Below are 13,528 nucleotides of genomic sequence, written 5' to 3'. Positions count from 1 at the left end.
CTTGCCGCTGATCATAGGTGAATTTTGGCCATTGCTCAACACAAATTCTTGCTAAAAATCGTGCATCAAGACACGGGCATAACAATCGCCAAAACAAAACAACGAGGAGCCGAGCGGGATGCAGGCAGACAAAGCACGGGAACAGGTTTTTCAGGACCATATTATCAGCGCCCTGGCGGCCCAGGGCTGGCTGGTGGGGGAGTCGGCAAAGTACGACAGAGAGCGGGCCCTGTACCCGGAAGATCTGCTGGCCTTTGTGCAGGAAACCCAGCCGGAGGCCTGGCAGAAGTACGGCAAACTCTATGGCGAACAGCCGGAGCAGCACCTGCTGAACGCCGCCGTGCGTCAGCTGGCGCATCCGGCCAAAGGGGCGCTGTGGCTGCTGCGCAATCAGATTGAAGACAGAGGCCACCGGCTCAAACTGGCCAGCTTCAAGCCCGATCACGACCTTAACCCCGAGCTGCTGGCGCGTTACCGGGCCAACCGGCTGCGGGTAGTGCCCGAGCTGGTCTACAGCCCCCACGGCTATGAAGGCCGGCTCGACCTTACCCTGTTTCTCAACGGCATTCCGGTGGCGACCCTGGAGCTGAAGTCCTGCTTCAAGCAATCGCTGGAAAACGCCAAAAACCAGTATCGCTATGATCGCCAGACCAAAACACATGGCAAGGCCGAGCCGCTGCTGACTTTTCGTCGGGGCGCCCTGGTGCATTTTGCGGTCAATCAGTTCGAGGTGGCCATGACCACCAAGCTGGCCGGCAAGCGCACCTTCTTCCTGCCCTTCAACAAGGGCACCCATGAGGGCGGCGCCGGTAACGATCAGCCGCCGATGGTGGACGGCCAGGGCGGCTATGCCACCGAATACCTGTGGCAGGAAATACTGCAGCCGGACAACTTCCTGCGCATTCTCGGCCGCTACCTGCACCTGGAGGTGAAAACCGAAGAAGACGCCCTGGGCAAACTCAACAACAAAGAAACCCTGATCTTCCCTCGTTATCATCAGTGGAGCGTGGTGCAGCAACTGCTCGGTGCCGTCGGCCAGGAAGGGCCGGGCCAGAAATACCTGATCCAGCACTCGGCCGGCTCGGGCAAGTCCAACTCCATCGCCTGGCTGGCTCATCAGCTGGCCTCGCTCTATCGGGAGGGCGGCCACAAACTGTTTCAGTCGGTGATTGTGATCACCGACCGCACCGTGCTCGACAGCCAACTGCAGGAGACCATCGCCCAGTTCGATCATGCCGATGGCGTGGTCAGCCGCATCAACCGGGAAGACGGCGAAGGCAGCAAGTCGGCCCAGCTGACCGAGGCATTGGCCAGCGGCACGCCGATCATCATCGTTACCATCCAGACCTTCCCCCATGTGCTCAAGGCCATTCAGGAGTCCACCTCGCTCAAGGCTTCTACCTTTGCGGTGATTGCCGATGAAGCCCATTCCAGCCAGACCGGCAGCACCGCCCGCCAGCTGCGGGAAGTGCTGATGGCCGAGCAGCTCGACGGCGATGAAGACCTGTCGGCCGAAGACATGTCGGCGGAAGACATGATGAACCTGACCCTGACCGCTCGCGGTGGCAGCGCCAACATCAGCTATTTCGCCTTTACCGCCACCCCCAAGGGCAAGACCCTGGAGCTGTTTGGTCGCCCGCCCAAGGCCAACATGCCCATTGGGCCCGACAACAAGCCGCTGCCGTTCCATGTGTACAGCATGCGCCAGGCCATTGAAGAGGGTTTCATTCTCGATGTGTTGAAGAACTACACCCACTACAACCTGGCCTACAAGCTGGCGATGCAGGCCGAAGAGGATGATCGGGAAGTGGATGCCAAGAAGGCCCGTATTCGGTTGTCCAAATGGGTGCGGTTGCACCCGCACAACATCGGCCAGAAGGTGCAGATCATCATAGAGCACTTCCGTGAGAATGTGGCCCACCTGCTGGGGCATCAGGCCAAGGCCATGGTGGTCACCTCCAGCAGGCTGGAAGCGGTGCGCTACAAGCTGGCGTTCGACAAATACATTCAGGAAAAGGGGCAGCAGGACAAAGGCTACGACGCCATTCGCGTCATGGTGGCCTTTTCCGGCGAGGTGTCCGATGAGGGCGTCGATTACACCGAACGCAACATGAACCCCGAGCTGAATGGCCGGGATATGCGCAAGGCGTTCGATACCCCCGACTATCAGTTGATGCTGGTAGCCAACAAGTTTCAGACCGGCTTCGATCAGCCCAAGCTGTGCGCCATGTATGTGGACAAGAAGCTGACCGGAGTGGACTGTATCCAGACCCTGTCCCGGCTCAACCGCACCTATCCCGGCAAGGAGAGCACCTTTGTGCTCGACTTCGTCAACGATCCCCAGGACGTGCTGGAGGAGTTTCAGAAGTACTTCGAGACCGCCACCCTGGATACGGTGTCCGACCCCAATCTGGTCTACGACCTGTCCCACAAGCTGCGGGCGGCCGGCATCTTCAACTGGAATGAAGTGACCGCCTTTGCCGATGCCTACTTCGATCCCAAGCGGGGCCAGGAGGCGATGCTGAGCTATGCCAAACCGGCGCTGGAACGCTTCAGGAAGCGCTATACCCTGGCCACCGACAGCCTGCGGGAATGCCGACGCATGCTCAAACTGATTGAGCGGGAAGGCGGCAGCGCCACCGACAAGACCAATGCCGAACGGCGGGTGAAAGAGGCCGAAGAAGCCCGCTCCGAGCTGGATATCTTCAAGAAAGACCTCAACAGCTATGTGCGCTTCTACGAGTTTGTATCCCAGATCACCCCGTTCGACGATGGGGAGCTGGAGCAGCTGTGTGTCTATGCCCGCCATCTGCTGCCCCTGCTACGCCAGGAACAGCTCGAAGAAGACGAGATCGACCTCTCGGCGGTGGTGCTGAGCCACTACCACCTCAAGGCCAGACGCACCCAGGACCTCAAGCTCAGGGAAGATGCCGCAGGCTACGGGCTGCAAGGGGTATCGGCGGTGGGCAGCGCCACGCCCAAGGAAGAGAAGAAGGATTACCTGTCCCAGATCCTGGAGCAGCTCAACGATCTGTTCGGGCTGGAAACCACTGACGGCGACAAGCTGACCCTGTTGCAGGGGGCCATGGCCAAGATCAGCGAAAACGACACAGTGATGGCCCAGGTGCGCAACAACTCCAACGAGCAGATCATGCTGGGCGATTTCCCCAAGGCCATGGAGCAGGCGATGATCGACAGCATGGGCTCGTACCAGCACCTGTCGATGCAATACCTGTCCGACCCGGATGTCGCCAAAGGCTTCAACCAGCTGGTGCTGGGCATGTTGCTCAAGGGCCTGCAGGGATCTTTGAAAGCATAAGGGCGGTGGAAGGGGGCTTGCTGCCTCAAATTCTCTTGGCCTGGCTCATTAAGCCGGGCAACCGTTTGCTCTAGAGCTGGGACTCATCTTCAGCTTAACGGCGGTTTGGGAGTTAGGGTTGCACTGCTTGGCGCTGATGCCTTCCATGATGTTTTTTCATGCGGGTACTTTGCCAAGTGTGGGTTCAAGTGAGGGTTCAGAAAAGAAAAAGGCGCTAACCCGCACAGGTTAACGCCTTTTAATTCAACATCTTAACTGACTGCTATCAGTTCATGCCGTATTTCTTGAGCTTCTTGCGCAGGGTACCGCGGTTGATGCCCATCATGTTGGCGGCGCGGGTCTGGTTGCCGCGGGTGTACTGCATGATCACGTCCAGCATGGGGGCTTCGACTTCGGCGAGGACCAACTCATACAACTCGGTTACTTCCTGACCATTGAGCTGGGACAGGTAATTGCGCAGGGCCTGATCGACCGAGTTGCGCAGCGGGCGCTGAGTGGGCTGCTCGGAAGTCGGAGATTTAGTGGTAGTAACCAGTGCATCAGAAGTCGTAGTTTGTTCGAACATATTCAGTCGGCTCTTCTTTTGTTCGTTAAGCTATATTCGCGAAATACTGCTCCAACGAGTCGAGCTGATGCCCGGCTTCGTCGAGAGCGTTGAAATCACTGCGAAAGTCACGGCCCGCATCACTGCCTTGCAGATACCACCCCACATGTTTCCGGGCAATCCTTACGCCCATTACCTCACCGTAAAACGCATGCAGTGCGGCAACATGTTCCCGGATCATCGCCCGCTCCTGGTCCCTGGGAAGCGGTGCGGGAGTAGTACCCTGTTCAAGATAGTGGCGGATTTCTCTAAAAATCCATGGCCGTCCCTGTGCAGCCCGGCCAATCATGATGGCATCGGCGCCGGTATAATCCAGTACAAAACGCGCCTTTTCCGGGCTGTCGATATCACCGTTGGCAATCACGGGAATAGAGACGGCTTGTTTTACTGCTCTGATGGTATCGTATTCCGCCTCACCCCTGTACATGCAGGCCCGCGTGCGGCCATGCACGGCCAGCGCCCGGATACCGCAATCTTCGGCGATACGCGCAATGTGCACGCCGTTGCGGTGGTCCGGATCCCAGCCGGTACGAATCTTCAGGGTGACCGGAACCGTTACTGCATTTACCACGGCGCTGACAATGTCTTGCACCAGCTCCGGGTATTGCAGCAGGGCGGACCCTGCCATCTTCTTGTTTACCTTCTTTGCCGGGCAGCCCATGTTGATGTCGATAATCTGCGCGCCCTGGTCCACATTGAACCGGGCCGCCTCGGCCATCAACGCCGGATCTGCCCCTGCAATCTGGACGGATCGGATACCCGTTTCCCCTTCATGATCCATACGCCGAAGAGATTTTTCGGACTGCCACACCCTGGGGTTGGACGACATCATTTCCGACACCGCCATTCCGGCTCCCATGCGCAGGCACAGGGTACGAAAGGGCCTGTCGGTTACTCCGGCCATCGGCGCCACCAGCAGGGGGGTAGACAATTTGTAAGGACCAATTTCCATGAGAATACGGCTATCTCGGCTCAGGGTCGCGTATCTTACGCATTTTTTGGGGGTCTGAAAAGGTCATAAATTGAGCGGCGCATAATTTTTTATAAGTCAAGATGCCGGTGCATTTTTTATGCAGTTTCAGAGCGCTTTGGCGGGCCTTATGGCATTGTTTGCGCCGGCCGGCTCTGGTATGGCGCCCCGGTCAATACGTGATTGTCGGCGTTTTCATCCTGGTAGTGACCAAATATCCCCATTTGGTACCATTTTGTACCGCGCCGTTTCATGCATCATGCCAGGCCTGGCGGTACCCTGGCGGGCGCCGGCCCCGAGTCCGCCATTGGCACTCAATGAACAAGGCTCCAGCAGTACCTTGTCTGTGAGCGTCTTGTCCGTGAGCATCTGGTCGATGAGCGTTGGCTGCTTATCGCTTGATACCGCTAAGCCGGGCCCAGTCTTCGCGCAGCTCGGGGCTGTCCATGTCGAACCACTGCTGGTACACCTGGTTCAAACCGTCGGCCTGGCTTTCCAGGATGCCGGACAGTGCCAGCTTGCCGCCGGGCCTGACCAGGCTGCTGATCAGCGGCGACAGCTCCTTGAGCGGGCCGGCCAGGATGTTGGCGACCACGATGTCGGCCTTGAGACCTTCGGGCTGATCCTGGGGCAGGTAAACGCTCAGCCGGTCGGCCACGCCGTTGCGCTCGGCGTTGTCGCGGCTGGCCTGCAGCGCCTGGGGATCGATGTCGATGCCGATCACCTCTCTGGCGCCCAGCTTGAGCGCCGCCAGCGCCAGAATGCCGGAGCCGCAGCCGAAGTCGATCACCGTCTTGTCAGTCAGATCCTGGCCGTCGAGCCATTCCAGACACAGGGCCGTGGTGGGGTGGGTACCGGTGCCGAAGGCCAGACCCGGATCCAGCATCACGTTGACCGCGGTGGGGTCCGGCACATCGCGCCAGCTGGGGCAGATCCACAGCCGCCGGCCGAAGCGCATGGGGTGGAAGCTGTCCATCCATTCGCGTACCCAGTCCTTGTCTTCCAGCTGTTCGACCTTGTAGACCAGATCCTTGCGGTAGAATTTTTTCAGGAACTCGAGGATCGGCGCCGGATCGGTTTCGGCATCAAAGAGGCCGACTACCACGGTGTCGTCCCACAGCAGGGTTTCGCCGGGCAGGGGTTCGAATACCGGCTTGTCTTCGGCGTCCATATAGGTCACCGACAGCGCACCGCGGCCCAGCAGCATGTTGCTGACCTTGTCGGCGGTTTTTTCGGTGGCGTTAATGCGAATTTGTATCCAGGGCATGGCGAGGCTTCATCAAACGGTAAAGGGAAGATTCTAGCATGAAACCCGCCGGTTTTAGCAGCAGAAGCAGTGCCTACAGAATCACGCCTTCTGTAGGCACTGCTTGTAGGTACTGCTTGTAGGCGATGCTTCAGCTTCGCAATGTTGCGTAGCAACATCCTGCAATGTGGCGGAGCCACATCCCGACTCCGGTATTACCTATATCACCGCATTATCATCACGATTCATCGCACAGGATTGAGCTTGTGCCTCGGAACCTGCTCTGCAGGTTTTCGCGGCTGAAGCCGCGACTACATTCGTGCCATATGCAGCCTTGGCTGTTCATGTACCTAGCGGCTCGAAGGGCTCTTTCCAAACAAGGCTCGTACCTCGGCGGTGGGCGGCGCGGTCAACAGCGAGCCCAGCACATAGGCCAGGCCCGACAGGGTCAGGCTGGGCACTATGGCGTGCAGCCCCAGCGGCTTGATGCCGAAGCTGGCCAGCAGGCCGTAGCAGAGGGCGCCGGTGACCATGGAGGCCAGGGCACCGGCGGCGTTGCCGCGCCACCAGTACAGGCCCAGCACCAGCGGCCAGAAGAAGATGGCCTGCAGGGCGCCGAAGGCCAGCAGGTTGAGCCAGATAATCATGTCCGGCGGGCTCAGGGCCGCCCACAGCACGACCAGCCCCAGCGCCAGGGTCACCAGTCGGCTGGCGCGCTTGATGGCGGTAGGCGAGGGCGGGGTGCGGCTCAGATAGTTGAGGTACAGGTCTTTCACCAGGGTGGCGGACGCCTGGATCAACTGGGAGTCGATGGTCGACATGATGGCGGCCATGGGCCCCGCCAGAAACAGCCCGGCTACGATGGGCGGCAGCACGGTCAGCATCAGGGCCGGCATCACCTTGTCGGGCACCACCAGATCGGGCAGCAGCACCCGGCCGAGCGCCCCGGCGAAGTGCATACCGAACATCAGCAGGGCACCCACCAGGGTGCCGATGATAATGCCCTTGTGCATGGCGCGGCTGTCTTTATAGGCGAGGCAGCGCACCGCCGAATGGGGCAGGCCGATGACGCCAAAGCACACCAGTACCCAGAACGACAGCATGAAGCTGGTGCTCAGGAAGCCGTCCGGTCCGCGGGGCTCGACCAGGCCCGGATCGATCTCGGCCAGGGCGGTGAACATGGCGCCGGCGCCGCCGCCTGCATGCAATACACCGGCCAGCAGTACTACGGTGCCCAGCAACATCAGCACCCCCTGCACCGCATCGGTAACCACCACGGCCCTGAAGCCGCCAATCAGGGTATAGAGCAGCACGGTAGTGGCAAAGATGATGAGGCCGCCCTGATAGGGCAGGCCGGTCACGGTTTCCAGCAGGCGGGCGCCGCCGATAAACTGTACCACCATGGTGGCGACAAAGGCGGCGAGCAGGCCCAAAGCGGCCAGTATCACCACCAGCGGACTGCGATAGCGGGCATAGAGCATGTCGTTGATGGTTAGCGCATTGATCCGGCGGGCGATATGGGCGAACTGTTTGCCCAGCACCCCCAGAGTCAGCCAGACGGTCGGCACCTGTATCATGGCCAGCAGCACCCAGCCCAGCCCCATGCGGTAGGCGGCACCGGGCCCGCCGATGAAGGAAGAGGCGGAGGCATAGGTGGCCACCATGGTCATGGCCAGCACAAAGCCGCCCATGGAGCGGTTGCCGAGAAAATAGTCCTGCACGAAGCTGCCTTGCTGCGGGCGGCGGCTCAGCCAGAAGCCGAGCCCGATCATGACGGCCAGGTAGCACACCAGCGGTATCATCAACTCAATATTCATGACGGCTCTCCACGGCGGCTCTCCCGGCCCGGTTCAGGGCGGGGCTGTTTATCCGGCTCGGGGCCGTCCAACGCAACGGTTTTGAAGCAGTAGCGCACCATCAGTACGCAGAGCATGACAAACAGCAAGGGGTTGAACAGGCAACTCAGCACAAACCACAGCGGCCAGCCGGCCAGCATCAGCGTGGGCGGCACCGTGTAGGCGCTCAGCCACCAGCCCCCCAGATACAGCACCGCCAGCGCCACGCTCAAGGTGGCTTCCCGGCGGGCGATGGATACGATATTGGTCATCTTTGATTTTCCGGAAAAAGGGGCCGGAGGATAACAGCGGGAGCGGACCGGAATCAATGCGCAATGCCCCTTCGGTGGCGTCCGGGAGCGGATACCCGACTCTTGCCACCACCAACAAAAACGGCGCCCGAAGGCGCCGTTTGCAATCAGCCGTCGCGGTGTCTTACAGACCCAGCTTCTTCTCGAGATAATGAATATTGGTGCCGCCATTGCGGAAATTTTCATCACTCATGATTTCTTTATGCAGCGGTACATTGGTCTTGATGCCTTCGATGACCAGCTCGTTCAGGGCATGCGTCATGCGGGCGATCGCGATGTCGCGATTTTCGCCGTAGCAGATCAGCTTGCCGATCATGGAGTCGTAGTAGGGCGGAACCTTGTAGCCGGCATAAATATGCGAATCCCAGCGCACGCCCAGACCACCCGGAGAATGGAACAGGGTGATCTTGCCCGGGCTCGGCACGAAGGACTGGGGATCTTCGGCGTTGATCCGGCATTCGATGGCATGGCCATGCACCGTCACCTGCTCCTGGGTGATGGACAGCGGCTGGCCGGCGGCGATGCGCAGCTGTTCCTTGATCAGATCCACGCCGGTGATCATTTCGGTGATCGTATGTTCCACCTGAATACGGGTGTTCATTTCGATGAAATAGAACTCGCCGTTTTCGTAGAGAAATTCGAAGGTGCCGGCACCGCGATAACCGATATCGATACAGGCGCGGCAGCAGCGTTCACCGATAAACTTGCGCATTTCGGCGGTAATGCCCGGTGCCGGCGCTTCTTCCACTACCTTCTGGTGGCGGCGCTGCATGGAACAGTCCCGCTCGGCCAGGTGAATGGCCTTGCCCTGGCCATCGGCCAGGATCTGCACTTCGACATGACGCGGGTTTTCCAGGAATTTCTCCATGTAAACCATGTCGTTGTTGAAGGCGGCACCGGCCTCGGCCTTGGTCATGGCGATGGAGTGTTCCAGCTCGCTTTCGTTGCGCACCACGCGCATGCCGCGACCGCCGCCGCCGCCGGCAGCCTTGATGATCACCGGGTAACCGATGCGCTTGGCAATGGTGGCGTTTTTCTTGGCGTCGTCGCCGATGGGGCCGTCGGAACCCGGTACGCAAGGTACGCCGGCCTTCTTCATGGCGGCAATGGCCGACACTTTATCGCCCATCAGGCGAATGGTGTCACCGGTGGGGCCAATAAAGACGAAGCCCGACTTTTCAACCTGGTCGGCAAAGTCGGCATTTTCTGCCAGAAAGCCGTAACCCGGGTGAATTGCCACCGCATCGGTCACTTCGGCAGCGGCGATGATGGAGGGAATGTTCAGATATGACTGATGGGACTGATTGCCACCAATACAGATGGACTCGTCTGCCAGCAGTACATGCTTGAGCTCACGGTCGGCGGTGGAGTGCACCGCCACCGTTTTGATCCCGAGCTCTTTGCAGGCGCGCAGGATCCGCAGGGCAATTTCACCGCGGTTGGCGATGACTACTTTATCCAGCATGAGAATTCCTTATTCGATGATGAACAGCGGCTCGTCGAACTCGACCGGCTGGCCGTTGTCGATCAGAATGGCCTTGATCACGCCGGATTTGTCGGCTTCGATCTGGTTCATCATCTTCATGGCTTCAACGATACACAGGGTGTCGCCTACCTTGACGGTCTGGCCCACTTCGGCAAAGTTCTTGGCGCCGGGGCTGGAGGCACGGTAGAAGGTACCGACCATGGGGGAACGCATCACATGGCCGCTAACGGCCGGTTCGGCGGCTTCTGCAGCCGCCGCGGGTGCCAGTGCGGCAGCCATGGGGGCCGCCGGGGCCGGGGCGGCTTGTATCTGCTGATACTGGGGCTGCATGACCTGGCCGGGGTTACCGTAACGACTGATGCGAACGGATTCTTCACCTTCGGAAATTTCCAGCTCGGCGATGCCGGACTCTTCTACCAGTTCGATCAGTTTCTTGATTTTACGAATATCCATGAGCGTTCTCTTGTTATGTTAGTACTGTGCTGAGGGTTAACGGCGGCTCAGATGACGTGCCGCCGCTTCCAGGGCAAATTCGTAACCGTCGGCGCCAAAGCCACAGATCACACCCGTCGCCTTGTCGGCCAGATAGGAATGATGGCGAAAAGGTTCACGGGCATGCACATTCGACAGATGCACCTCGATAAAGGGGATATTCACCCCCAGCAGGGCATCGCGAATGGCGACGCTGGTGTGCGTGAAGGCGGCGGGATTGATGATAATGAAATCCTGCTTGCCATAGGCCCGGTGGATGGCGTCGATCAGTTGATGTTCCGCATTGGATTGCAGGTGACTGAGCTCGATATTACGTTCGGCTGCCTGCTCGGTCAGACGGGTAACGATGTCGTTCAGGCTGTTCTGGCCATAGATGCCGGGTTCGCGCTGACCCAACAGATTCAGGTTGGGCCCGTTCAGCAACAGAATTCGGAATTTATCGGTCATTGTGCAGCAATCCTCGGCAATCTTGCGGTGTTCACATCTAGCAACAGGGAGACTAGCCGTTTTTACCCATTTCTGGCAAATAAAATCGTACGGCTCGACTCAGACTGGTCAATTATAGTGATTTCGTGAAAATTGGCAGCAATTTACTGGTCTAATCACTGATTGCAGGTTAACGCCGGGTAGCGGGCGGCGGAAACAAAAACACCGCCCGAAGGCGGCGTTTTCTCTGTCGAGGCGGTTCCGATCAGGCGACGCGGCTGCGTTCCTCTATCAGACGGTCGACCACGGCCGGATCGGCCAGGGTGGAGGTATCGCCCAGAGAGCCGGTGTCGCCGGTGGCTATCTTGCGCAGTATGCGGCGCATGATCTTGCCGGAACGGGTCTTGGGCAGACCTTCGGCCCAGTGGATGATGTCCGGGGTGGCGATGGGGCCGATTTCCTTGCGTACCCAGTCTTTCACCTCTTTATGCAGCTCGGCGGAGGGAGTTTCGCCGGCGTTGAGGGTGACGTAGGCGTAGATGCCCTGGCCCTTGATGTCGTGCGGCACGCCGACCACCGCCGCCTCGGCGATTTTCGGATGGGCCACCAGGGCCGATTCGATCTCGGCGGTGCCCATGCGGTGACCGGACACATTGAGTACGTCGTCCACCCGGCCGGTGATCCAGTAATAACCGTCTTCGTCGCGGCGGGCGCCGTCACCACTGAAATAGGTGCCGGGGAAGGTGGAGAAATAGGTCTGCTCGAAGCGGTCGTGATCACCGAAGATGGTACGCATCTGGCCCGGCCAGGAGTCCAGGATCACCAGGTTGCCATCGGTCACGCCGTCCAGCACTGTACCTTCGCCGTCTACCAGTGCCGGCTGTACACCGAAGAAGGGGCGAGTGGCGGAGCCGGGCTTGAGGTCGGTGGCGCCGGGCAGCGGAGTGATCAAAATACCGCCGGTCTCGGTCTGCCACCAGGTATCGACGATGGGGCAGCGCTCGTCACCGATCACCCGGTAATACCATTCCCAGGCTTCCGGGTTGATGGGCTCGCCCACCGAGCCCAGTACGCGCAGGCTGGCGCGGCTGGTGCCTTCTACCGCCTCGTCACCCTTGGCCATGAAGGCGCGGATGGCGGTCGGCGCGGTATAAAGAATATTGACCCGATGTTTGTCGACGATCTGCGCCATGCGGTTGGTCTTGGGATAGTTGGGCACGCCTTCAAACATCAGGGTGGTGGCGCCGTTGGCCAGCGGGCCATAGAGCAGATAGCTGTGGCCGGTGATCCAGCCCACATCGGCGGTACACCAGTAAACGTCACCCTGGTGGTAGTCGAAGATGTACTTGAAGGTCATGGTCGCATACACCAGGTAACCGCCGGTGGTGTGCAATACGCCCTTGGGCGTGCCGGTAGAGCCGGAGGTATAGAGGATGAACAGCGGATCTTCGGCGTTCATCTCGGTGGGCGGGCAGTGGGCATCGACCTGGCTGACGGCCTGGTGCCACCAGATATCGCGGTTTTCAAACCAGGCCACGTCGCCACCGGTGCGGCGATAGACGATAACCTTGCAGTCCGGGCTGACGCCGGGTTTGGCCAGGGCGGCGTCCACATTGGCCTTGAGGGCGACGCTACGGCCGCCACGCAGACCTTCGTCGGCGGTGATCACCAGTTTGGCCTCGGAGTCGATAATACGGCTGGCCAGGGCGTCGGGAGAGAAGCCACCGAATACCACCGAATGCACGGCGCCGATGCGGGCACAGGCCAGCATGGCCACGGCGGCTTCTACCACCATGGGCATATAGATGCTGACCACGTCGCCTTTTTTCACACCCTGGGCTTTCAATACGTTGGCAAAGCGGCACACCTGCTCGTGCAGTTCGCGATAGGTGACTTTTTTGTCGTCGTCCGGGCTGTCGCCTTCCCAGATGATGGCGACCTCGTCGGCCTTGGTGGCCAGGTGCCGGTCGATACAGTTGGCGGACAGGTTAAGGGTACCGTCTTCAAACCACTTGATGCTGATGTGCCCGGGATCGTAAGAGGTGTTCTTTACCCTGGTATAGGGTTTGATCCAGTCGATCTGCTTGCCCTGTTCACCCCAGAACTTGTCCGGGTTGTCGATGGACTCCTGATACATGCGCTGATAAGCCGCATCGTCTATCAGGGCATTCTGGGCAAACTCAGCCATGACGGGATGAACCTTGACTTCACTCATTATTCCGCTCCTTGGGGTGTATCCAATAACCATTGTGTAACAAGGTGACGCAGATGGTCGCCCTGCTCAATTAGACTTTTGGCTAGCCAGGTCACATTTCTAGCACAATTCGGGTGGGCATGTTATCGGCTTGTGTCTCAATATGGTTCACATTGATGAAAATATTGACCTTCGGCGCTGGCAGCTCAAAACAAAAACCGTTCGGCGAAATAGATGACAATGAGGTAGCGCACCGACTTGCCGATAAAGACCAGCAGGACGAAAGGCAGCAGACGAACCTTCATGATGCCGGCAATAAAGGTCAGCGCATCGCCGCCCACCGGCGCCCAGGCCAGCAGCAGCGACCAGACGCCGAAGCGCTGAAACCAGCACTGGGCGCGGTCCAGTTGCTTGTCATTGATGGGAAACCAGCGTTTGTGTTTGTAATGCAGCAGGTACTTGCCCAGCCACCAGTTGACCACGGATCCCAGGGTGTTGCCGACGCTGGCCAGGGCCCACAGCAGCAGCACCGCATCGGGCTGGCGGGTCAGCACCGCCGCCAGCACCACCTCGGAATAAAAGGGCGCTATGGTGGCGGCGAGCAGGCTGCTGGCAAAGACAATCAGATAATCAAGCATAAGGTCA

Annotated in this window: 11 protein-coding genes; 1 reads left to right on the top strand and 10 read right to left on the bottom strand. The window is 59.4% G+C overall.

What is annotated here, in order from left to right; genetic code table 11:
- The first annotated feature begins 118 nt into the window (after nt 1-118).
- Entirely contained in the window at nt 119-3,319 is a 3,201-nt protein-coding gene (locus tag HNR62_RS05575; RefSeq protein WP_204795104.1) for a type I restriction endonuclease subunit R, read from the top strand.
- 265 nt (nt 3,320-3,584) lie between these two features.
- Here the strand turns inward: HNR62_RS05575 and fis are convergent, their stop codons facing one another.
- The 10 genes from fis to HNR62_RS05525 form a co-directional block, all read right to left on the bottom strand.
- Nucleotides 3,585-3,884, bottom strand: coding sequence for a DNA-binding transcriptional regulator Fis (gene fis, locus HNR62_RS05570; RefSeq protein WP_104486259.1), 300 nt, complete (start codon nt 3,882-3,884; stop codon nt 3,585-3,587).
- A gap of 25 nt (nt 3,885-3,909) precedes the next feature.
- Nucleotides 3,910-4,875, bottom strand: a complete 966-nt coding sequence (gene dusB / locus HNR62_RS05565; RefSeq protein ID WP_204795103.1) for a tRNA dihydrouridine synthase DusB — start codon at nt 4,873-4,875, stop codon at nt 3,910-3,912.
- 409 nt (nt 4,876-5,284) lie between these two features.
- Nucleotides 5,285-6,160, bottom strand: coding sequence for a 50S ribosomal protein L11 methyltransferase (gene prmA, locus HNR62_RS05560; protein ID WP_204795102.1), 876 nt, complete (start codon nt 6,158-6,160; stop codon nt 5,285-5,287).
- 329 nt (nt 6,161-6,489) lie between these two features.
- Nucleotides 6,490-7,956 (bottom strand): sodium/pantothenate symporter, encoded by a 1,467-nt coding sequence (gene panF, locus HNR62_RS05555; protein WP_204795101.1) that lies wholly within the window; start codon nt 7,954-7,956, stop codon nt 6,490-6,492.
- Nucleotides 7,953-8,246 (bottom strand): YhdT family protein, encoded by a 294-nt coding sequence (locus HNR62_RS05550; protein ID WP_204795100.1) that lies wholly within the window; start codon nt 8,244-8,246, stop codon nt 7,953-7,955. The genes panF and HNR62_RS05550 overlap by 4 nt, the downstream gene beginning before the upstream one ends.
- 163 nt (nt 8,247-8,409) lie before the next feature.
- Entirely contained in the window at nt 8,410-9,750 is a 1,341-nt protein-coding gene (gene accC / locus HNR62_RS05545; RefSeq protein WP_204795099.1) for an acetyl-CoA carboxylase biotin carboxylase subunit, read from the bottom strand.
- A gap of 9 nt (nt 9,751-9,759) precedes the next feature.
- Complete coding sequence (gene accB, locus HNR62_RS05540; protein ID WP_204795098.1) at nt 9,760-10,224, bottom strand: acetyl-CoA carboxylase biotin carboxyl carrier protein; 465 nt, start codon at nt 10,222-10,224, stop codon at nt 9,760-9,762.
- Nucleotides 10,225-10,260: 36 nt separating this feature from the next.
- Nucleotides 10,261-10,710: a type II 3-dehydroquinate dehydratase gene (aroQ, locus tag HNR62_RS05535; protein WP_204795097.1), complete on the bottom strand. Its 450-nt coding sequence runs from the start codon at nt 10,708-10,710 to the stop codon at nt 10,261-10,263.
- A gap of 244 nt (nt 10,711-10,954) precedes the next feature.
- Nucleotides 10,955-12,904: an acetate--CoA ligase gene (gene acs, locus HNR62_RS05530; RefSeq protein WP_204795096.1), complete on the bottom strand. Its 1,950-nt coding sequence runs from the start codon at nt 12,902-12,904 to the stop codon at nt 10,955-10,957.
- Between the two features lie 185 nt (nt 12,905-13,089).
- Nucleotides 13,090-13,521, bottom strand: coding sequence for a YqaA family protein (locus HNR62_RS05525; protein ID WP_204795095.1), 432 nt, complete (start codon nt 13,519-13,521; stop codon nt 13,090-13,092).
- Between the last annotated feature and the right edge of the window lie 7 nt (nt 13,522-13,528).

Origin of the sequence: Oceanisphaera litoralis, from assembly GCF_016907015.1 — a bacterium.
Lineage (GTDB): Bacteria > Pseudomonadota > Gammaproteobacteria > Enterobacterales > Aeromonadaceae > Oceanimonas > Oceanimonas litoralis.
Note: the sequence above shows the minus strand (reverse complement) of the source record. Positions and strands in the feature narration are given on the sequence as shown.